This is a genomic window from Ensifer sp. GW823-FHT05D09, assembly GCF_058795755.1.
In genome coordinates this window covers 1-21,568 of the sequence record NZ_JBXAIA010000015.1, presented here as the reverse complement: position 1 = coordinate 21,568, position 21,568 = coordinate 1, and the positions used below count along the sequence as shown (strand labels likewise).

Here is a 21,568-nt window from a genome sequence, read left to right as displayed (position 1 = left end):
ACGGCGAGAGACGGATCTCTTGCGGCATCTGCCGGAGAGCGTTTCACCGCCAGCGATCCCGGCCAATGCACTCCTCATGCCGCCGCCCGTCAACGCCCATGACCACGGCTATGGCATCCGCACCCTCGATTTCGGCAACATTGACGATGCCCTGGAAGTCTGGATCCCGGGCCTTCGGCTGCGGCCCCGAACCGACCCTTACCTCGAAGCGCTCGTGGCGTTTTCACGGCTGGCGCTGACGGGTGTCGGTGCGACCATGCATTGCCACAACTCGCTGAACATCGACCGGCTGGTGGAAGAGGCTGGCGCCGTGATGCGCGCCGCGCGCGATGTAGGCATACGACTTGCGCTCTCCTGTCCCCTGCTGGACCACGACTCTTGGGCCTATGATGGCGGGCCGCAACGGCTGCGACCGTTACTCGCGCCGGCAGACTGGGAAGAGCTCAGCGCTTCGATCCCGAAATATGCGCCGCCCTCGGTCCAGATTGCCGCGGCAGATGCTGTGGGTGCCGCAAACACCAGCCCGCTGATCGATGTCCAGTACGGCCCGATCGGGCCGCAATGGTGTTCCAACGCTTTGCTCGAAAGCATCGCAGAGGCATCAGCGGCAACGGGCAGGCGGATTCATATGCATCTGCTTGAAAGCCCGCGGCAGCGGCAATGGCTGGATCGGCGCTTCCCGCAAGGGGTCGTGCGATACCTCGACGATATCGGCTTCCTCTCGCCGCGCCTCGCGGTTGCCCACGGCGTTCAGTTGCGAACGGATGAACTGGAGCTTCTGGCGGCACGCGGTGTGCAACTCGTTTCCAATCCATCGGCAAACTTGCGCCTGCGTTCGGGCGTGGCGCCGATTGCCGATATGTCCGTGCATGGACCCGCTTTCGCTTTCGGCCTCGACGGGACAGGTTTTGACGATGATCAGGATCTCTGGCGGGAACTGCGCCTTGCGCATCTGCTGCATGGCGGCCAAGACCTGATGCGGGCGTTTACAGCGAAGCAGGTGTTCGACGCAGCGATCCATGTCGGCGCCAAGATCCTGAATGCGCCGGTGAATGAAGACCTGGTGCTCGTAGACTACGGCGCGTTGATCGCCGACAGTCTGACTGACGATCTGGACGAGGCGGAGGTTCTGCTTGCGCGGATGACGGCGGCCCACGCGAAGGGTCTCTACGTCGGCGGACAGGAGATCATGCGTGATGGAAAGCTGACCCGGATCGACTGTGAGGGCGCCCGGGCCGAACTGCTGCAGCAGGCACGCGCCGATCTTCCGCGGCTGACCGGCGAGCGTCAACGCGTGACTAAGCTCGCCGCCGCCACGCGGGCCTATTACTCCGGCTGGTGAACCTGGGTTGCGAGAAGGTCGAGTTTTTCTCGGTGCGCGCCGCCAAGCGAAGGCTGTGGCGGGGCGGCATTCAACCAGACCGGATTTCCGGTTCGCTTGGCGACCAGGTATTTGACGGCCGGGATCAGCGGGTTGGCGGATATCGCATGGCGCAGCCGGAGCACGCGATCCTGCAAGGGAGCATCGCCCTGGCTCTTCCAAAGCTTGGCCGATAGGACCGGGGCGATATTGACGGTCGCGGAAATCGTGCCGGCATAGTTGTCAGCATTGGCATCGGCAAGCGTCGCCTCGTTGCTCGGGAAAACGGCGAAGTTCGGGATCTCCGCCAGCTGACGGGCATAGCCGAGATCGCCGGAGCTGTCCTTGGCACCCTTGACGCGGTCCGGAAACGCTTCGGCAAGTCTCGCGGCGAAGGCCGGGGTAAACGTGATGCCGGTCATTTGCGGAAAGTTGTAGAGATAGATCGGGATCGGATTTTTCGCAGTGGCCTGGACGAGCCGCGCAAACCACGAAAAGAGCCCGTCGTCGGGGGCCGGCTTGTAGTAATAGGGCGGCAAGACCAGCGCCGCCGCATAGTCCAGGCGATGGGCAAGCGCTGTGAGCGCGACGGTCGTCTCGATGTCTGGCGTACCGGTGCCAACCATCAGCCGTTTCGTATCGAGCGCCTCGGCAGCGGCCACCATCACGGCCCTGCGCTGCTCGAAAGACAGCGAGTTGGCTTCGCCGGTCGTCCCCAGCACATTCAGGCCATCACAGCCATTGTTCAGGCACCAGCTGGCATGTTCGACAAAGGCTGCGGTATCGATCCGGCCCAGATCGTCAAACGGCGTCGGCACGGCGGCAACGACGCCACCGAATTCGGTCACAGACATGTCTCGTTCCTGTCGTTGAGGTGTTGTTATGCTGCTGTTGCGGCTTTCTCGAAGCCGGCCACGAAGGGGTGGTCCAGCACTGTCGAGCACTCCTTGCTCCATCCGCCAGGCGACCCCATTCCCGTAACGTCGGGGCCGAAAAACTCCTTGTTGACGGTGATGAAATGGCGCTGTGTCTCGGAGATTTCCTGGTCCCAGACAATGGCATCAACGGGACAGATCGACAGGCAGAGCCCGCAGTTTATGCATTCGTCTGGATGGATGTAGTAGGTGCGTCCACCCTCGTAGATGCAGTCGACAGGACAGGCCGCGGTGCAGTCGCCGTCTTTCACGTCGATGCAGGGCTCCGTAATGACATAGGCCATCTTGCTTGCCTCTGATGAGTTGCTTGCAAGCGCAATGTTTCAGAGTTTCTCCGGGCGAAGAAGCATAGATATTCGCAACAGACGTTGCCGAAAAGGCAACGTTTGGCGGCTGTCGGCCGCAATCGGTTCAACGATTCGTTCGCCCTTGCTTGCGCCACGTTCGCTTGAAATTCCGGCGTGGTGGTCTCGTCACGCTATCCTGACCGTGGTTGCGCCCGACGCGACAGCCTACGCGGATGCGCTCTTTTGGCGCCAAATGTCAAAGCTGGCTAGATGCGCGACGCTGTCAACCAGTTATTAACGCGGCACTGGCACGGACAATCCGTCCTGGCATTTCGAGCAGACGCGCGGCAACGACGATACCGTCACGGCGACACAGGCTCGTTCACTCCGTAGGCCCAAACTCGGTAGACAGTGATCTGCCTATACTAAAAACGGCTTCGACTTCATGCTCTCGGGGAGGTCCACCCCCAGGCGCGACAGCACTGTCGGCGCGAGTTGCAATTGGTGCAGGAGCGTGCCGGCCGGCGGACCTTCGCCGCCACCGAACCAATAGAATGCGAAGTCCTGCATTTCTTCATCGGCGCCGCCATGATGTCCCCGGTTGGTCTGGCCGTGATCGGCCGTTACGATGACCTCGTAGCCTTTCCCACGCCAGCGGGGCAGGAATGCCGCGAGCTGTGCGTCAATGGTGAAGCAAGCATGGTCCATCTGCGAACAATCGTGGCCGAATCGATGCCCCATGCTGTCGAGCGTGCAGGTGTGCAGAATACCGTAGTCTATCGCATGGCGCTCGGTCAGCATGGTTAGCGTCGCGAAGAGGTCGAGATCGCTGGGCGTCATCTGGTTCTGATGATTGTACCCCGCCATGGTGTGGAAGCGGCCATGATGAATGGGGCCTTGCGCATCGTCATATTCGATGTCGCGCACCATGTCGAAGGGCGCGCGCTGAAAGAAGGTCGACCAGAAGGAATGGGTTACGGCGCCCGTCTTGCCACCGGCCTTGGCCACCTCGGAGAAAATGTCGGGCTGCTCGACGCGAAACAGCGTTTCATTCGAAAGAACGCCATGGACCTGCGGTGGCACACCGGTATGGATCGAAGCGTAGCAGGAGGCGGACGTGGAGGGCAGAACCGAGCGCATCTTCCACACGCGGGCCTCGCCGGCCTCTACCCAGCCTTCCAGATTGCCCATCAGCCGGCGCGCGTTGCGCCAAGGCTGGCCGTCAAGGATGATCAGCAGAAGTTTGTTGCGAAGCGGCATTTCGGTGTCCTTGGCGTGACGCGCCGCCATCAGGGCGGCGCGTTTGATCCGGGTGCTCGTTCAGGCGCTGAGCCAGCAGCGCAGCGGCGCGTCGCCGTTCATGAGCTCACCGGCGGGATTGTCCACCCAGCCCTGGATGCTCTCGCCAACGCCGTCGATGAAGTCATTGAACATCGGCGCGATCAGGCCGCCTTCGTCGCGCATCATTTCCGACATGTCGCGATACATCGCCCGCCGCTTTGCCTCATCCAGTTCCGCGCGCGCGGCGACGACCAGCTTATCGAAGGTCTCGTTCTTGAACCGAGTGTCGTTCCAGTCCGCTGACGAGATGTAGCCGGTCGAGTACATCTGATCCTGCGTCGGTCGGCCACCCCAGTAAGACGTCGCGAAGGGCTGGACATTCCAGACGTTCGACCAGTAGCCGTCGCCCGGCTCGCGTTTGACCTCGATATCGATACCGGCCTTGCGTGCACTTTCCTGGTACAGCACCGCGGCATCAACCGCGCCGGGAAACGCCACGTCCGACGTGCGCAGCACGATGCCGCTGCCGTGTCCGGACTTCTTGAAATGGAACGCGGCTTTGTCGGGGTCGTAGGTCCGCTGCTCGATTTCCTCGTAAAGCGGATAGGCCTTGTTGATCGGCGCATCATTGCCGACCGAGCCATAGCCGTGCAGGATGCGCGCAATCATCGTCTCCCGATCCATCGCATATTTGAGCGCGAGGCGCAGGTCCTTGTTGTTAAAGGGGGCGGTGTCACAGAACATGTTGAAGGGATAAAAGCCGCGGCCGGACACGTTGCGGATGGTCACCCGCGGCATGGTCTTGAGCAGCGCGACGGTTTTCGGCTCGATCCGGTTGATCATGTGCACCTGGCCGCTCTGCAGGGCGGCGATGCGCGCCGTCGCGTCGTTGATGACGACAACTTCCACCTGCTCGGCGAAGCCGACCGTTTCGCTGGCCCAATAGCCTTCAAAGCGGGTCGCATTGTAGCGCACGCCCGCCTCTCGGTCGGCCAGCTTGTAGGGGCCGGTGCCAATCGCCGCCTCGGGATTGTCCTTGCCGCCATTTGGCTGGATCACCAGATGATAGTCGATCATCAGGAACGGCATGTCGGCGTTGGCTTCCTTCAGCGTGAAGACGACGGTCTCTCCGTCCGCCTTGACGGTCTCGATCCCCTTGAGAATACCGAGCGCCCCTGACTTTGCGCTTTCGTCCGAATGCCGCTCGATCGTCGCAACCACGTCTTCGGGTGTCAGCGTCTTGCCGTCGTGGAACTGCACGCCCTTGCGGATCTTGAAGGTCCAGGTTTTAGCGTCGGACGAGGCGCTCCATTCTTCGGCAAGAACGGGTATTGGCGAACCATCCGGCGCCAGCCAGACGAGGGTCTCGCCCCACAGATGATTGATCATCGCCGCGACCTGATTGTTGGCAAGGCCGGGATCGAGGCTGTCGGTCGACGCGCCGCCCTGCATGCCGATCTTGATCGTTCCGCCGCGCACCGGCCCCTCGGCCCTGACGGCTGTCGAGAGCAAGGATCCCGCCGCAACGAGGCTGACCCCGAACGCAGCACTGCGCCCGAGAAAGTCGCGGCGCGACATCCGGCCCTTCGCAACGAGGCCGGAATGATATTTGAGTTCATCCATCGATAGTCCCCCGATACGGCCGAACTGGCCTGGCCCGCGGTTCGCCCAGCGGCGCCTTTGCTTGACCCGATGGATATTAATCGCCAAGAATGCTGCATACATGTCCAGAAATGGCAAAAATGACCAGTCCACTTGTCATCGCTGGGACACACCGCATGGAGGCGCAGCATCGCCCGCACGATCGACGGATCCAGCCTGGACGGATTGATACTCGAAGCCGACAGCGCACGACCTCTGTACCTCCAGCTCTACGACGGCTTGCGGGAGATGATCCTGTCGGGCGCGCTTCCCGGCGGGATGCGCATCCCTTCGTCACGCGTCCTGTCGGAAAGTCTCGGCATTTCCCGCTTCACGGTGGTGACCGCACTCGACCAGCTTGTCGCGGAAGGTTATCTCAATTCTGCGCGCGGCAGCGGCACCTATGTGGAGACGGTTCCTCGACGCCAACAGGGCAGTCCGAAAACACCTTCAGAAGGCGACGTCGCAACGCCGGACCGGTTCGAAAACCTGCTGTCGAAGCGTGGGCAGGCACTGACATGGCGCACGTCCCTGACCCTCAATGACGGGTCGCAACTTCTGCACATGGCGACCCCCGATCACCGGCTGTTTCCGGTGCAAATCTGGTCTCAGCTGACGAAAGAGGTCTATGCGCAAGGCGATTTCCGGATCGTCAATTATCGGGAGATCCTGCGTCCTTCCCTGCTCGAAGAGCAGATCGCCCGGCATATCGCCGTCAGCCGCGGCATCCGATGCGAGCCGGAAGAAGTGGTGACCACGCTCGGTGCGCATCATGCCGTCACGCTTTTGGCCGAGCTGCTGCTCGACCCCGGCGACACCGTTGCTTTCGAGGAACCCGGGATGGCGGCAATCAGGTCGATTTTCCAGTCGTCCGGTTGCAAGATCGAGCCAATGTATGTCGATGCGTCGGGGCCGGACCCGCATACGGTTGCCAGCCGCGACGTCAAGCTCGCCTTCGTCACGGCTGCCAAGCAGCAGCCGATGACGATCGCTATGCCGATGAAGCGAAAGCTGGAACTGCTGCACTGGGCGGCCGACCGCGAGACGCTTATCATCGAGGACGATCTCGGTAGCGAATTTCGCTATCGGGGTGGACCGATCCCACCGCTGAAAGCGCTCGATCAGGCGGGCCAGGTCATTTATGTCGGTGCCTTCAGCATGACGCTGCTGCAATCCCTCCGCGTCGGTTACATGATCATGCCAAGGGCGCTTGCGGAAAAATGCCGCCGGCTGATCCAGGTTCGCTACAGGGCGTTGCCGCAATTCACCGAACAGATCGTCGGCCGCCTTATCGAGGACGGCCATTATGTTCGCCACCTACATCGGATGCGCCGGATCTACGCCAAGCGCCAGAACTTCCTTCTACAAATTCTGCGCTCCGATTTTGCCGACATCTTCGAGCCGCCCGAGTTCGCATCGGGCTTCTACAATCTCTGTTATTTCAGGGATCAGTCGGTGGATGAGGATGCCGTGCTGATCCGTTGCCGCCACCACAATCTCGGCGTCGAACAACTGTCCTACTACTACGCAAACCGGACATCTCCGCGGAATGCCCTTCTGGTCGGCTTCGCCGCATCGACCGAGGATGAAATTGAATTCGCAACGAAATTGCTGAGGCGCTGTTTGGATGCGACATAACGGCGTCGCCTTTCGGCGCGGATCGAGCGCGCGCCGAAAGGCGGTCGTGACCGTGTCGTCATTCCGCCGCGTCTGCTTGCTCAAAGCCGGGTTCACAGTCTGTAATCGGCGTGTCGCGCAGATACAGCCTGTGTCCGTCCCTTTGGCCAAGCTCCCGGGCGGCCTTGTGGCCGCTGTGCACCGCATGGGCGATCGCACCGGGTGCGAGAGCATCGCCAATTGTCGTGACGCTGGCGATGCCGGCCGCCTCTACCTCCGCCCGTCGGAGATCCAGGGCCTCGCGGAGGGCGCTGCGCGGCCGGCGCAGGCCGACGATCAGGATCGAGCGGCAATGCATTGCCGTTTCCTCGCCGGTGAACACATGGGCAAGCGTGGCCATTTCGCCGTCGAAACCGGTGACCGTCTGCAAAGTTGTAACAGGGATCCGGCGCTGCAGCAGGGCGCGGTGCACCAGCGGCAGTTCATTCGTCATGATCGTCCAGGCCGATGCCTGGCCGGCGGGGGTTACATAGGAGACCTCAAGGCCCTTGGCGGCCAGATACTCCGCCAGGACGCCGCCGTAATAATAGTTGTCGAAATCGAAGACGAGCACCGGTCCTGCCGGCAAGCGTCCCGCAGCGATGTCATCGGGTGTATAGACAGCAGGATGCTCCAATTGGCCGACCGGGATTTCCAGTGTCGAATAGAGCATGCGGGTCCACGCGGCGCCCGTTGCGAGAATGAGGTGATCTGGGGCAAGCTCGAGGATATCGTCGACGCCAAGCGGGCTTTCCAGATACATGGACACATTTGGAAGATCGGCGAGACGGCCAAGGCGGTAGTCCACGACCCGGTTCCAGGCCGCAAGGCCCGGTAGCGTCTTTTCAAAGCTCAGTCGCCCACCCCAGCTCGTCCCGGCATCGGCAAGCGTTACCTCATGGCCCTGGCGCGCAGCGGTGAGCGCGCATTCGAGACCGGAGGGACCTCCGCCAACGATCAGGACTTTCTCGCGCTTGCGGGCAGGTGCAATCCGCTCCGGATGCCATCCGCGACGCCATTCCTCGCCTGCGGTTGGGTTCTGCGTGCAGCGAACGGGGACGCCGTCATGCCAGCTCGAAATGCAGATGTTGCAGCCGATACACTCACGGATCTCCTCTATCCGGCCCTCCCTGATCTTGTTCGGCAGGAACGGATCGGCGATCGAGGGACGGGCGCCGCCGATCAGGTCGAGAACGCCCCGACGAACCTGGGAGACCATCGTGTCCGGTGACGTGAAACGGCCGACGCCGACGACAGGCTTGTCCGTCATCCGCTTCACGAAATCGATCACCGGCTCATGGCTGCCTTCGCCGGTGAAACGCGAGGCGGAACAGTCTGTCGGGCTTGAATCCATCTTCACATCGAAGAGATCGGCATGGCCGGAGAGGAGCGAGATCAATTCATGTGCCTCGGATTCCTGATGCACGCCCGGTCGGCCTCGCAATTCCTCCAGGCTGACGCGCAGCGCCACACCACAATCGATGCCGACCGCCTCCCGTGTCACCTCAAGCAGTTCGCGCACGAAGCGGATGCGGTTTTCAATCGGTCCGCCATACTCGTCGCAACGATGATTGTATTCGGGCAGCAGAAACTCGTAACCGAGATAGCCCATGCCGGCATAGACATAGACGATGTCGAAGCCGGCGCTGCGCGCCTTGCGAGCGCCTTCCGCCTGCCATCGCAGAACGTCGCGAATATCCGTTTTGTCCATGACGCGCGGGCGCAGATTGCCCATGAAGCCGACATGCGTCGCCATCCAGGGGATACCAGAGGGCGACAGTGGCGGCAGGCGGCTCGCCCGGTTCATCACCGCCGCGCCGCCGTGCCAAAGCTCCACGCCCGCAAGCGAGCCGTGGCGATGGACTGCCTCCGTCATCAGGGCGTGTGCGCGAATGTCGTTACGGTCCCAGAGCGTGGCGAAAGGCAGCGGTGTATCGTCCGAACTCGGGTCGATGGAACAGGCGCCCGTACAGATCACGCCCCACCCGCCCTCGGCCTTCGTCTCACGGAATGCGGCGCGCACCCGTGGTAGGGCATTGGTCATGCCGCTGGCATGCGGCACTTGGTAGAATCGGTTTGGCGCCGTGACCGGGCCGATCCGCACAGGTTCGAACAGCACATCGTAGCGAGCATCTCGCGTCATGCTTCCAGTCCTCGTTCCCCGCCCGCCATGTACTGGCAGGTCATTGGCGACAGGATAGGCACTGAGCACGTCACTTCGCAAGTGAAATTATAAGATCGTATAACAAGTATAAATATCGTTTTATCGCAATATGATATTGCATATTTTCGTCGATGATACACAGTGGTTGTCCGGCTGATTGAGCTCCCCTCTGGTAAAGGGCGGGGCATCACGCACAGCTCGGCAGACAAGAGGCAGGGGCGCATTGGCAAGAAAAGTCGTAGCAAAGGGCAGGGCGCGTTTTCACCGGGAAACGCCCGAGGACCGACGTCGGCAGCTTGGCGAAGCGGCGCTTCGCTGCATCGTCAAACATGGCAATGCCGGCGTTTCCGTCCGGCAGATCGCGGCGGAAGCGGGTGTGACGCAGGGCTTGATCACCCACCATTTCGGCGAGATCAACGAACTCGTCGCCTATGCTTTCGACATCATGTCCGAAGGCCTGCTGCAATCGCTGTTGAAAGCCGTCGCAGATGCCGAACCGACGCCGCAAAAGCGCCTGGACGCCTTCATCAACGTGTCCTTCTCTCCCATGCTGTTCGATCGGGGCGTGCTCGGTGTCTGGGTGGTGTTCTGGGGACTCGTTCTCCATTCCCCGCGCATGAGTGCCTCGCAGCAGGGCGAGTATTCCAACTATGTCGGTGCCATCGAAGGGTTGCTCGGCGATCTCGCCGCCGACGAGGGGTTCGGGATCGCCGACATTCGCCTGAGCGCCATCGCCTTTACTGCACTCCTCGATGGCCTCTGGCTCGCCTGGTGCCTCAACCCGGCCTCCTTCAAGCCTGAGGAAGGCATGCAGCTCTGCCGCAACTGGGTCGAAGGCTTACGCCGAGGTGCTTACGCATAACCGAAGCGTCTGGCCGCAACTGGTGATCAGAATAGCGCCCGTGGCGACCATGCCAATAGGCCGCTCCCCCCTTCACTGACTAAAGGCTACCTCATGAAGATGGGAGGTCTTGGAGCGTTGCGATGTCCTCCCGAAGGAAGGGGACGCGATCGCTATCGACTTGTTGCTGATAGGTGCGGGCATACTGGTGACCCGAGTAGACGGCGGCAGCGATCAGGCCGGGGGCCAGGCAGTCGCCGAGCCGGACAACCGTCTTGATGCCGGCATCGGCCCAATCCGCTTCCCGGGCTTTCAAGTCTCGCCAGAGGGTTTCGTCAGGCAATCGCGCCGTGACCGGGACGAGTGTGCCGCAGTCGATCGACCGGATCTTACCGCTGTAGACGCAGGCGAGGTCGAGCCGATCCTTGGTTCGGCCGGCAAGGCTCATGGCGGGGATGATCTCGACGCCAAGATCTATGAGACGCTTCTGCACGCGTCCCTGTTCCAAGGTATTCTTGCTCCAGGGCGAAACCTGTGGTTCGGGCGTGACAAAGGTCACCGGCCGGCCGGCCTTGGCCAGCAGTTCCGCAAGCACGCTGCCCATGTAGAAGCTGTCGTCGTCGAAGACCACGACTGGGCTACGCTCAGAAACCGCCTGGGCGCCTTCGGCAAGGAGGGCATCAGGCGAAACCAGCGCGCCCTCTGCAAGAAATTCGAGCGGCCGCCGGTGGGTGCGACCGACACCATCGCATCGCCAGCTTGCGCCGGTGGCAATCGCGACATGAGGAATGCCATATTGCAGCACATCCTCGGCGCTGAGCGGACTATGAAGATAGAGCTCGGCATTGACCTTGGTGCTCAACTGACCGATGCGCCAATCGCGCACCCGGCCCCAGGTGGCAAGTCCCGGCAACCGGCATTCACGCGCCACCCGTCCGCCCCATTCCCCGCTTCCTTCCGCGAGCACGACATCGACCCCACGCTGCGAAAGCGCGCGTGCCGCCTCCAGGCCTGCGGGTCCTCCGCCGATGATCAGCGCGGGTTCGGGTGCGGGCATTGATGCGATGATCTCTGGGTGCCAGCCCTTGCGCCATTCCTCCCCGATCGTCGGGTTCTGCGTACAGCGCATGGGCACATTGGTATTGTCGCCGGAAGCGCAGATGTTGCAACCGATGCATTCGCGAATGTCGTCGATGCGGCCTTCCTCGATCTTCTTCGGCAGATAGGGATCGGCGATCGACGGGCGTGCCGCACCGATGAAGTCGAGGACACCCTGGCGAACTACCCGTACCATGCTGTCCGGCGAGGTATAGCGCCCGACGCCGACCACGGGCTTGGTCGTGACGGATTTGACGAAGCGGATGTAGGGCTCCTGGTAGCCTTCCTCGGAGAAGCGAGCGGTCTGGCTGTCGTTCGACCAATCGGAGAGGTTGACGTCCCAGAGGTCCGGAAGCTCGGCGAGCGCCGCGATGATGTCCTTGCCTTCCCCCTCGCTGGTAATCCCGGCGGGTCCCATCAGTTCGTCGACGGCCAGGCGCACGGCGAGCGCACAGGTGTCTCCGATCGCCTCCCGTGTATCCTCCATGATTTCGCGAAACAGCCGCAACCGGTTTTCGAAGGAGCCGCCGTACTCGTCGCTGCGGTCGTTGTGGCGGCGCGACAGGAAGTGTTGAAGCACGCTCATGTCATGGCCGGCATAAAGATAGACGATATCGAATCCGGCTTTCCTGGCACGCAATGCCGCATTGCGGTACCAGCGGCGCATATCGGCGATGTCGGCCTTGTCCATGGCGCGCGCCTGAACAGGGTCGAGGCTGTCGCTGACGGCATGGGACGGGGCAAGCGGGATCATCCGGCTAAACCGATTGGCGACATGCAGGCCGTTGTGAACCAGCTGGATGGCCGCGAGGCTGCCATGGTCATGGATGCGCGCGGTGACGGCGGAAAGGGCCGGCAGGTCACCTTCGTCCCAAAGGCGCGCCTCATTTGCCGGCGTCAGATCCGAGGTCGGGTGGATTTCCGCCTCCTGGGTGGAGACGACTGCCCAGCCGCCCTCGGCCTTCATGCCACGCAGATGGGCCTCGGCATTCGGATAGCGGTAGCCCATGCCGGAACAGTGCGGCACCTGATAGAAGCGGTTGCGCGCCGTGACCGGGCCGATCTTGACGGGTTCGAAGAGAATATCGAAGCGGGGGTCTCTGGGCATCATCACTACCATGGATAGAATTGTTCTTTGGACAGCGCTGGCCGCTGCGGTTCCGAAAGGCCAGCATAGCCCGGCGCCTTCACCATGCAAGATCATTGCTATACAAACGTATAATTTCCGGCATGGCAAATTGTTTTGAGGTCATTTCGTTTCGTCATGATCCCCTTTGGATTGGAGCGACTCCCTCCAACACAGACCTGGAGAAAGCTCCCATTCTCAACGTTAAACGACGTAAAAACAGCAGCTTGTGCGACAGATCGATGTGCCGTCTCATGGGTGATCATAGGTGTAGGCGCATTGCTGGATTGGTTGCTCGAACATCGAATGAAATGCCATAAATTACATGTTATCAATTACTTCCAGCATTAATTATAAGATCGTATAATTTCTCTTGCGCCAATTTTCAGTTTGTGCGTAATTTGATGCACGACAAAACACCGTCCGGGCCACGATGCGCCGGACGAAAAAGGGTCCTGGCACGCCAAGGTGAATTCCACCTGTGGCTGCAGGCCTGCACATTCGTAATTTGCCTTTAGTGGTCGCTGTTGGAGGCTTGCCGGCTCCCGCAGGGAAGGAGCCGTGTCATGAGTCAGGTGCAAAGCTTGCCTGTTTGGTCGATCGCGTCACCGCTTGCCGGCGGTGCGCTCCATGCGGCCGGGTCGGGCCTGTTTCATACCCTGTTGCCGTTGCGGCTGGTTTCGGCCGGCGACGGCGCCAGCATCGTCGGCCTTGCCGTCATGGCCGAAAGCGCCGGGTTTCTCGTCGGCTGCGTTGGCTCCACACGCCTCATTCGCTCAGTCGGTGAAGTGCGCGCCTATGCGGCCTTTTCGGCGCTGGCGGCGGTCCTTCTTCTTTCCATAGCGTTCAATCCCGGCATCGCCGCGCTCATGGCGGTGATGGCGGTGATGGGCTTCGTCAACGCCGGCCAGACAGTCATCATCGAAAGCTGGCTGAACGCCATGGTGCCGAACAGCGGGCGCGGGCGGGCGCTGACACTCTATGTGCTGGTCATCGGTCTCTTCTACGGGCTCGGGCAACTGCTTGCGCGGGATATCGATCCCGGTGGCAACGACATGCTGATGTTTTCCGCCGCCTTTTACGTGCTGGCGCTGGTGCCGGTCACCGCCATCTGGGTGGGTGAACCGCAATTGCACGCGCCAGTCGGCATTCACATCCTGCGGGCGTTCCGCACCTCTCCGCTCGGGGCCTTCGCCTGCCTTCTAACAGGGCTCGTATCCTCGACCTTCGCCAATATCGGCTCGCTCTACGTGCTCGATCTCGGCTTCACCCAGGACCGCATCGCTCTCCTGATGTCGGCGGTCGTGCTCGGCGCTCTCTTCCTGCAATTCCCGCTCGGCGCGCTGTCCGACAAACTCGACCGCACCAACATGATGCTGACGCTCGCCGTCGTTCTCGTCGTCGTGTGTGGGTTGTTCTTCACAATCAGCGTTGCAACACCCTTCTGGATGCTACTGATCCTGTTTTCAGTCTTCGGCGGCATTTCCGAGATTTTCTATCCGCTAGGCGTCGCGCACGCCAACGATCGCGCCGAGCCTGCCGATTTCGTCCCACTCTCGTCGAATCTGCTTTTGATTTGGGCTTTCGGCGGCACGCTCGGTCCGATGATCGGCGCGACCGGGATCGAGCACTACGGAGCGAACGCCTTCTTCTGGTACGCCGGCGCGCTCTCCATCGCCTTCGCCTTGTTTGCTCTTTGGCGCCGCCTGCGGCGGGCCGGCGTGAAGCGGCGCAAGGATTTCGTCACCTACCCACAGACCTCGCCCGAGGTCTACCAATGGCTGCCTGCCGCCGACAACCAGTCCCCCGAGAAGAACGAGAAGCCGTGATGTCCGTTGTCACCTCCTTTCCACGCGCCGTGCGCTGTCTTGATCCCGTTTTCATCTCGATGCGTGACGGTTGCCGCCTGGCGGCGACGATCTGGTTACCTGAAGATGCCGAGGTGTCGCCGGTGCCGGCGATCCTCGAACTCATTCCCTATCGCCGTCGCGATGGCACGGTGTTCCGCGACGTCAAGATGCACCCCTATGTCGCCGGCCACGGCTTTGCCTGTTGCCGGGTCGACATTCGCGGTTCTGGCGACAGTGAAGGCATTCTGACCGACGAATATACCGAGCAGGAATTCGACGATGCCGAGGACGTCATCGCGTGGCTCGCCACTCAGCCCTGGTCCACCGGCGCGGTCGGCATGACCGGCATTTCCTGGGGCGGTTTCAACGCCTTGCAGGTTGCAGCCCGTCGGCCACCGGCACTGAAGGCGGTGATCGCACTCTGCTGCTCCGATGACCGTTATGCCGACGATGTACACTACAACGGCGGCTGTCTTCTCACCGAGGATGCCATGTGGTCGTCCTTCATCCTCGGACTTGGCGCCCTGCCGCCGGATCCGCAGATGGTCGGCGAGCGCTGGCGCGAAATGTGGATGGAGCGGCTGGAGGCTTCCAGCTGCTGGTCCGACATTTGGCTGGAACACCAGCGGCGCGATGCCTACTGGCAGCGCGGCTCGATCTGCGAAGATTTCTCCAAGGTGGACATCCCGGTCTACGCCATCAGCGGATGGGACGACACCTACTTCAACGCAGTGCCGCGGCTTCTGGAAAACCTGCCGGGGCCACGCAAGGGGCTCGTCGGCCCGTGGTCGCATGCCTACCCCTTTCTCGGCGAGCCGGGACCGGCGATCGGTTACATGCAGGAGGCCATCCGCTGGTGGCGGCAATGGCTCTGCGGCATCGAAACCGGCATCATGGAGGAGCCGGCCTATACGGCCTGGATCATCGAGCCGCACCAACCGGCGCCTTTCTACGCTAATCACCCCGGTCGCTGGGTCGGCGAAGAAGCCTGGCCGTCGCCGAACGTTGAGACCCGCACCTTGCATCTGAACGCAGTGGGGCTGGCCGACGAGCCCGTTCCCGGCGAGGCGCTTGTCCTCTCGACACCCACCGTGACGATGCAGGATTTCGGCCGCTTTGGCGGCTACGGCGACGATGCACCCGACATGGCGCTCGATCAGCGGCGGGAAGATGGTCTGGGCCTGGCCTTCGACACCTGTCCGCTCGCTGCCGGCTTCGATATGCTCGGAGCGCCGGAACTCGAGATCCGCGGCACCTGCGATGTCGCCAATGCCCAGCTCGTCGCGAAGATCTGCGATGTCGCGCCTGACGGTACTTCGACACTGGTCACGTGGGGTTGCCTCAATCTCACCCACCGCAACAGTCACGAGAAACCGCAAGCTCTGCAGCCGGGCGAGATGTTCACCGCCCGCATCACTCTTGGCCATATCGGCCGCCGTTTCCCAGCCGGTCACCGTCTCCGGCTGGTGTTGACGACACAACTCTGGCCGATCCTATGGCCGTCACCGGAGCGACCAACGATCTCGCTGGCAACGGGTGCAGCCAAGCTCTCCATTCCCGTACGGAAGTCGATGGCGGGAGAGGCGACGCCGACCTTCGCCCCGGTCGAGATCGCACCGCCGCTTGAGGTCATTGAGATCGCGCCGATGCAACATCGCCGCGAAATCCATCGTGACGTCGGCCCCGGTCGCGAGGCGATCGTGCTCACAAGCGATTTTGGCAGGTACAGGCTACCGGACCGATCGATCGTGACCGCCGCCAGTGTGATCGACCGCATGGAACTGACCGACAGCGACCCGCTTTCGGCCGCGTTGGAGACGGGCTGGCAGATGGCTTTCGCCAGCGGCGACGCTGACGTCGAGACCCGTTCGAAAGTCACGTTGACGTCGACCGCAACCCAGTTTCGCCTGCATTGGCACCTTCTGGCGCTGGAGCGGGGAGAGGTCGTCTTCGAACGCGCGGGCGAACGAGATATCGACCGGGACCACCTCTAGCTCCGGTCAACCAAAACAAAGGGGGGAACCATGACATTCTTCATTCTGCGGCGGGTAGGGCTTGGCATCGCCATCCTCTTCGTTGTCGCGCTCATGCTCTTCAGCCTGATGCACATGATCCCGGGCGATCCGGCGGTCGTGGCACTGGGCGCTCGCTCGACGCCGGAAATGCGCCTTGCCTTCCACGAGATGATGGGCCTCGACCGTCCGTTCTATGAACAGCTTGGCCTGTTTATCGGCAGGCTCTCCGTCGGCGATCTCGGCGAGGACGTGTGGAGCCGGCGACCGGTGCTGACGATGATCGCCGAGGTGATGCCGCACACGATCACGCTCGCGCTTGCAAGCTTTGCCTGGGCCGTCGCGCTCGGCGTTGCCCTCGGCTGTCTTGCGGTGCTCTATCGCGGACGCTGGCCGGACTGGCTGATCGGCCTGCTCTCCATCGGCTTCGTCGCCGTGCCGTCCTTCGTCGTCTCGCTTTACACGCTGCTGCTCTTCGCCGTGACGCTGAACTGGCTGCCGGCAATTGGCGCCGGCGAGATGTCCGATCCGCTCGGCTATCTCAAGGCCCTGATCTTGCCGTCCTTCGCGATCGGCCTCGGCTGGGTCGGCTACGTCTCGCGCATTGTGCGCGCCGCGATGATCGAGGCGATGAACGAGCCCTATGTTCGCACGCTGCAATCCTTCGGCGTGGGGCAGCGCCGGGTGGTCCTGCGCTACGCGCTTCGCCAGTCCATGCTGTCCGTCCTCTCGGTCATCGCCATCGGCTTTGGCGGCCTTCTGACTGGCTCGGTCTTCGCGGAGATCGTCTTTTCGCGACCGGGTCTCGGCAAGATGACCTATGACGCCGTCATCACCCGAAATTTCCCTGTGGTCATGGGCACCGTCATGGTGACCGCCGCCCTCTATATCGCCTGCATGATCTGCGCCGATATCCTCGCGGCTCTGCTGGATCCGCGCGTGAAGAGGGCCCTTCAATGAGCGAGGCAGTCTCCAACATGCATGTCGCCAGCGGCTTCAACCAGAGACGATCGTTGCGGATCGCACGCACGCTGCGCCAGATCCTTTCCACGCCACTGGGCGCCATCGGCGTGGTGCTTGTCACCCTGATCGTGCTCGTCGCGGCGCTGGCGCCCTGGATTGCCCCCTATTCGCCGACCGCAATCAGCGTGACCGAGCGTCTCGCCGGCCCGTCGGCTGCCCATTGGCTGGGCACCGACCAGCTGGGCCGCGATCTCTTCACCCGCGTCATTCTCGGCACGCGCACGGCAATGACGGTCGCGCTGGTTTCGCTCACTGCCGCTCTTGCCGCCGCCATTCCACTCGGCTTGATTGCCGGATACGGCCCGCGCTGGCTGGATGGCCTGCTGGTCCTCGTCTTCGACAGCCTTAGCTCGTTGCCGATGATCATGTTCGGCCTGGCAATCGTCGTGCTGCTCGGACCCGGCGTCTCCACGGTGATCCTGGTCATCGTCGCCTATTCCGTCCCGTCCTATGCACGGCTTGTGCGTGCGCAGACGCTCAGCCTCAAGGCGCGGGATTTCATCCGGGCAGAGCAGGTGATGAACGCCTCCAGCCTGCGCATCCTTTTCGTCCATCTCCTGCCCAACGTCGTCGGACCGCTGCTCATTCTTGCCTGCCTCGACCTCTCCACGGTGATCACGCTCGAGGCCGGGCTGTCGTTCCTCGGCCTCGGCGTCAAGCCGCAAGTACCGAGCTGGGGCAACATCCTGTCCGATGGCTTCTCGGTGATCCGCAACACACCGGTGCCGGTCCTCGTCGGCAGCATACCCATCGTGCTTGCAACGATCGGTTTCACCTTCTTCGGCGAGGCGCTACGCGATGCGCTCGATCCCAAGCTCGCAACGGAGAAATCGGCATGAGCACCGAGCAACAACAGACGCGCCCGGTGCTTGAGATCGACGAACTGTCGATCTCCTATGGCGGAAGGCCCGCGGTCTCGAATGTCAATCTCACCATCCAGCCGGGCGAGATCGTCGGCATCATCGGCGAGAGCGGCTCGGGCAAGTCGACACTTGCCCATTCCATTCTCGGCCTTCTGCCCTCATCGGCCGCCGTCAGCGGCAAGGCCCTGTCGCTCGCCGGCAAGAATCTGCTCGGCGCCGACGGGCCGGCGTTCCGGTCCGTTCGCGGACCGGGGGCCGCCATGGTCTTCCAGAACCCGATGACCACCTTCAGCCCGCTGCACCGGTTGGGCGATCAGCTCACGGACCTCCTGTGGCGCGAGACGGCTTTGTCCAAGGAGGAGAAACGGCAGCGCATCGTCGCCGTCTTCAAGCAAGTCGGACTTTCCAACGCCGCCGGGCGGTTGTCGAACTACCCGTTCGAACTCTCCGGCGGCATGCTCCAGCGTGTTGCAATTGCCGCAGCGCTGATGATGCGGCCATCGCTTTTGATCGCCGACGAACCGACGACCGCCCTCGACGTCACCATGGAGGCGCAGATCCTCCACCTGATCCGGGAGCTGCGCGCCGAGGCGGGTGTCGCGGTCCTGATGATTTCCCATCATCTCGGCGTCATCGCCGAAATCTGCGATCGTGTGGTCGTCATGTATGCCGGCCGCGTGGTCGAGCAGGGCCCGGTCGAGGCCATTTTTGCGAACCCGACGCACCCCTACACCAAGGCACTCTTTGCGTGCGAGCCGGCGCTGATCGCGCCCGGCGTGAACCGTATGCCGGTCATCGACCACGAGGCCCTGCGCCGTCACGCAGACGAGAGGAAAACGGCATGACGAAACAGACACCCATTCTCGAGGCGCGCGGCCTCGGCATCGCCGTCGGTACGGGCGGTGGCATCTTCTCCGCCGGGCGCAAACTCGACATTGTCATGGATGTTTCTCTGTCGCTCCGGCCCGGCAAGATCGTCTGTGTCGTGGGTGAAAGCGGTTCGGGCAAGACCACGCTCGGCATGGCGCTTGTCGGTCTGACGCCGCCGACGACAGGCGAAATCCGTTTCGACGGCGCCCCCCTTCAGGACTTCTCAAAGGCCAGCTTCAGACCGATCCGCGACAAGACTGCGCTGCTCTTTCAGGACCCGGCCTCCTCCTTCAATCCGCGGCAACGCATCGGCGACATCATTGCCGAACCCCGTCGAATTTCCGGCGAGGGCGCAAGGACGTCCGAGGCCATTGCCTCCCTGGCGCAGCTTGCCGGATTGCCGTCCTCTCTGCTTTCCCGCTTTCCCCATGCCCTTTCCGGCGGCCAGGCGCGTCGCACTGCGGTTGCACGGGCGCTCTCCGTCGTCCCGCGCCTGATCGTTGCGGACGAACCGACGGCCGGTCTCGACGTTTCCGTGCAGGGCGGGGTGATGAACCTCTTCCTGGACATCCGCGAGAAACACGAAACCGCCTTCCTGATCATCACCCATAACCTCGCCGTGGCGCGGCACATCTCCGACGAACTGGTCATCATGTATCTCGGGCGTGTCGTCGAAAGCGGGCCGACGGCGGAGATCTTCCGCAATCCCCAGCACCCCTACACGAAGGCGCTGCTCGACAGCGAACCGGTTCCGGATCCGAGGCACCGGCGAAGCGAGCCGCCCGTCATCGGCGAGGTGCCGAGCATCTTTGCGCGCCCGGCCGGTTGCGAATTCCACGAGCGGTGCCGTTTTGCCCGGAGCCTGTGCCGAAGCGAGGCTCCGCGGGAGACCGCCGGAGCGAACGGCCAGCGGGTGCGCTGTCATTTTCCGATCGGGGAGACGGTAGGCGAACCAGCACTCGCTATCGCCTGACCCTATCGAGCCACCATCTGAGAAGGGAGAATTCAGATGTCCATGAACAGACGACAATTCCTGACAGTATCGGCCGCCGCCGCAGGGGCGCTGATACTCAGGCCACGCCTTTCCTATGCCATCGATGGCGACACGCTTGTCGTGCGCGGCGGCACGGATATCCAGATCCTCGACCCCGCTTTCCAGAACGGGTCGCTGGAGGAGGAGATCGGCCGGTGCATCTACCCTTCGCTCAATCGCCTCAACGACGTGCGTGCGACGCCCGGCTGGCAAGCTTATGCCGCCAAAAGCCTTGTGCAGAAGTCGCCGACGGAAATCGAGTTCGAGCTGCACGACTGGCTGGAATGGACTGATGGTTTCGGGCCAGTGACCGCCGAGGACGTGAAGTATTCCTTCGAGCGTGTTGCGACGCCCGCCAACAATTCTCCCTGGGCCTATGCCTTCGACACGATGGAGACGGTCGAGGTGACGGGCGAGCGCACGGGGATCATCCGGCTGAAGACACCGTCCGTCCCGTTCTGGGTGACGACGCTGCCCTATTACATGGGCCATATCGTCAGCCGGAAGGCCGTCGAGAAGGTTGGCGGCAAGTTCACAACGGAACCGCCGGCAACCGCCGGCCCGTACCGGATCGAAGCATGGGTGCCGAAGCAGTCGCTGCTGCTCACGCGCAACCCGGCCTGGAAGGGCGCTCAGCCGGCATTCCCGGCGGTGAAGTTCGAAATCGTGCTCGACGACGAGGCAGCAGCGCTCGCCTACGAGGCGAAGGCGGTCTCCTACACCAAGGTCAGCCTCAACACGCTGGCGACCTACCGCGACAGGTTGCCGGAAGGAAGCGACCTCATCGAAATGAACGGCAGCCGGCTGATCTGGCTGAGCCTCAACCTCACAAACCCGAAATTCGCCGACGAGCGGGTGCGCCGCGCGATCCAGCATGCAATCGACGTCAGCCAGATCATGGCCGGATCCTATTCCGATCTGGCCCAACCGGCGACCGGCGTCGTCCCGCCCGGCATGATCGGCCATCGCGAAGCGATCCTTTACGCACCGGATATGGAAAAGGCGCAGGCGCTTCTGGAGGAGGCTGGGGTTTCCGATCTCAGCATCACGCTTTCGGCGCTGAATGACAAGACGAGCCTCTTGACCTGCCAGATCGTGCAGGCACTGCTCAGCGTCATCGGGGTGAATGTGGAGATCAATGCCGTCGACGACGCCGTTTTCTGGACGCTGGGCGACAAGGCACCGGACGGCAGCAACGCACTTGAGATGGTGCTGATGAATTTCGCAGGTGGTGTCGATCCGGCGGAAAACCTCGCCTGGTTCCGTCCCTCGCAGATCGGCCAGCTCAACTGGTCGCAGTTTGACAGTCCGGACTTCGAAAACCTCTATCTGCAAGCAATGGCCGAGCCGGACCAGGCCAAACGCAACACGATGTATCAAAAGATGCAGGACCTGATGGAGCAGTCGGGCGGCTTCGTTTTCCTGACCCATGAGACTTTCGCCGCCGTGGCGCGACAGGGCATCAAGCCTTTCCTGCTGGCGGATGGCTACATCGACATTCCCCGGTTCGAAAAGGCGTAAGGAACAA

Annotated in this window: 16 protein-coding genes; 10 read left to right on the top strand and 6 right to left on the bottom strand. The window is 62.4% G+C overall.

The features are described 5' to 3' along the window. Positions 1-19: 19 nt before the first annotated feature. Positions 20-1,342, top strand: a complete 1,323-nt coding sequence (locus tag AC1Q80_RS28725) for an amidohydrolase family protein (RefSeq protein ID WP_492362716.1) — start codon at positions 20-22, stop codon at positions 1,340-1,342. On the opposite strand, the gene AC1Q80_RS28720 is transcribed toward AC1Q80_RS28725, so the two are convergent. The 4 genes from AC1Q80_RS28720 to AC1Q80_RS28705 form a co-directional block, all read right to left on the bottom strand. After that, a complete protein-coding gene (locus tag AC1Q80_RS28720) occupies positions 1,327-2,214 on the bottom strand; it encodes a dihydrodipicolinate synthase family protein (protein WP_492362661.1) in 888 nt (295 codons plus the stop codon). The genes AC1Q80_RS28725 and AC1Q80_RS28720 overlap by 16 nt on opposite strands. Positions 2,215-2,240: 26 nt before the next feature. Beyond that, a complete protein-coding gene (gene fdxA, locus AC1Q80_RS28715) occupies positions 2,241-2,579 on the bottom strand; it encodes a ferredoxin (RefSeq protein ID WP_173424057.1) in 339 nt (112 codons plus the stop codon). 423 nt (positions 2,580-3,002) lie between these two features. After that, positions 3,003-3,842, bottom strand: coding sequence for an alkaline phosphatase family protein (locus AC1Q80_RS28710; protein ID WP_492362660.1), 840 nt, complete (start codon positions 3,840-3,842; stop codon positions 3,003-3,005). 60 nt (positions 3,843-3,902) lie between these two features. Continuing rightward, positions 3,903-5,486, bottom strand: a complete 1,584-nt coding sequence (locus AC1Q80_RS28705) for an ABC transporter substrate-binding protein (protein ID WP_492362659.1) — start codon at positions 5,484-5,486, stop codon at positions 3,903-3,905. 132 nt (positions 5,487-5,618) lie between these two features. Between AC1Q80_RS28705 and pdxR the strand changes: the two genes are divergently transcribed. Then, positions 5,619-7,142, top strand: a complete 1,524-nt coding sequence (gene pdxR / locus AC1Q80_RS28700; RefSeq protein WP_492362658.1) for a MocR-like pyridoxine biosynthesis transcription factor PdxR — start codon at positions 5,619-5,621, stop codon at positions 7,140-7,142. Between the two features lie 58 nt (positions 7,143-7,200). Here pdxR and AC1Q80_RS28695 read toward each other — a convergent pair whose 3' ends face one another. Then, positions 7,201-9,303: an oxidoreductase gene (locus tag AC1Q80_RS28695; RefSeq protein WP_492362657.1), complete on the bottom strand. Its 2,103-nt coding sequence runs from the start codon at positions 9,301-9,303 to the stop codon at positions 7,201-7,203. Positions 9,304-9,547: 244 nt separating this feature from the next. Between AC1Q80_RS28695 and AC1Q80_RS28690 the strand changes: the two genes are divergently transcribed. After that, on the top strand, positions 9,548-10,186 hold the full coding sequence (locus AC1Q80_RS28690) for a TetR/AcrR family transcriptional regulator (RefSeq protein WP_173424052.1): 639 nt from the start codon (positions 9,548-9,550) through the stop codon (positions 10,184-10,186). Between the two features lie 91 nt (positions 10,187-10,277). Here AC1Q80_RS28690 and AC1Q80_RS28685 read toward each other — a convergent pair whose 3' ends face one another. Then, a complete protein-coding gene (locus tag AC1Q80_RS28685; protein WP_492362715.1) occupies positions 10,278-12,371 on the bottom strand; it encodes an oxidoreductase in 2,094 nt (697 codons plus the stop codon). Positions 12,372-12,955: 584 nt separating this feature from the next. On the opposite strand from AC1Q80_RS28685, the gene AC1Q80_RS28680 reads away from it, so the two are divergent. Genes AC1Q80_RS28680 through AC1Q80_RS28650 form a run of 7 tightly spaced genes read left to right on the top strand, consistent with a single transcriptional unit; the run spans position 12,956 to position 21,561 of the window. Beyond that, positions 12,956-14,218: an MFS transporter gene (locus AC1Q80_RS28680; protein WP_492362656.1), complete on the top strand. Its 1,263-nt coding sequence runs from the start codon at positions 12,956-12,958 to the stop codon at positions 14,216-14,218. Beyond that, the gene (locus AC1Q80_RS28675; protein ID WP_492362655.1) at positions 14,218-16,233 is read left to right on the top strand and encodes a CocE/NonD family hydrolase; all 2,016 of its coding nucleotides are present in this window, start codon (positions 14,218-14,220) and stop codon (positions 16,231-16,233) included. Before AC1Q80_RS28680 ends, AC1Q80_RS28675 begins: the two co-directional genes overlap by 1 nt. 30 nt (positions 16,234-16,263) lie before the next feature. Further along, positions 16,264-17,211: an ABC transporter permease gene (locus AC1Q80_RS28670; protein WP_173424048.1), complete on the top strand. Its 948-nt coding sequence runs from the start codon at positions 16,264-16,266 to the stop codon at positions 17,209-17,211. Further along, positions 17,208-18,113 (top strand): ABC transporter permease, encoded by a 906-nt coding sequence (locus tag AC1Q80_RS28665; RefSeq protein WP_492362654.1) that lies wholly within the window; start codon positions 17,208-17,210, stop codon positions 18,111-18,113. The genes AC1Q80_RS28670 and AC1Q80_RS28665 overlap by 4 nt, the downstream gene beginning before the upstream one ends. Continuing rightward, complete coding sequence (locus AC1Q80_RS28660; RefSeq protein ID WP_492362653.1) at positions 18,110-18,982, top strand: ABC transporter ATP-binding protein; 873 nt, start codon at positions 18,110-18,112, stop codon at positions 18,980-18,982. The genes AC1Q80_RS28665 and AC1Q80_RS28660 overlap by 4 nt, the downstream gene beginning before the upstream one ends. Continuing rightward, positions 18,979-19,980, top strand: a complete 1,002-nt coding sequence (locus AC1Q80_RS28655; RefSeq protein WP_492362652.1) for an ABC transporter ATP-binding protein — start codon at positions 18,979-18,981, stop codon at positions 19,978-19,980. The genes AC1Q80_RS28660 and AC1Q80_RS28655 overlap by 4 nt, the downstream gene beginning before the upstream one ends. A gap of 36 nt (positions 19,981-20,016) precedes the next feature. Then, positions 20,017-21,561 carry an ABC transporter substrate-binding protein gene (locus AC1Q80_RS28650; protein WP_492362651.1) on the top strand — a complete coding sequence of 515 codons (1,545 nt, stop codon included), beginning with the start codon at positions 20,017-20,019 and terminating at the stop codon, positions 21,559-21,561. Positions 21,562-21,568 lie beyond the last annotated feature (7 nt).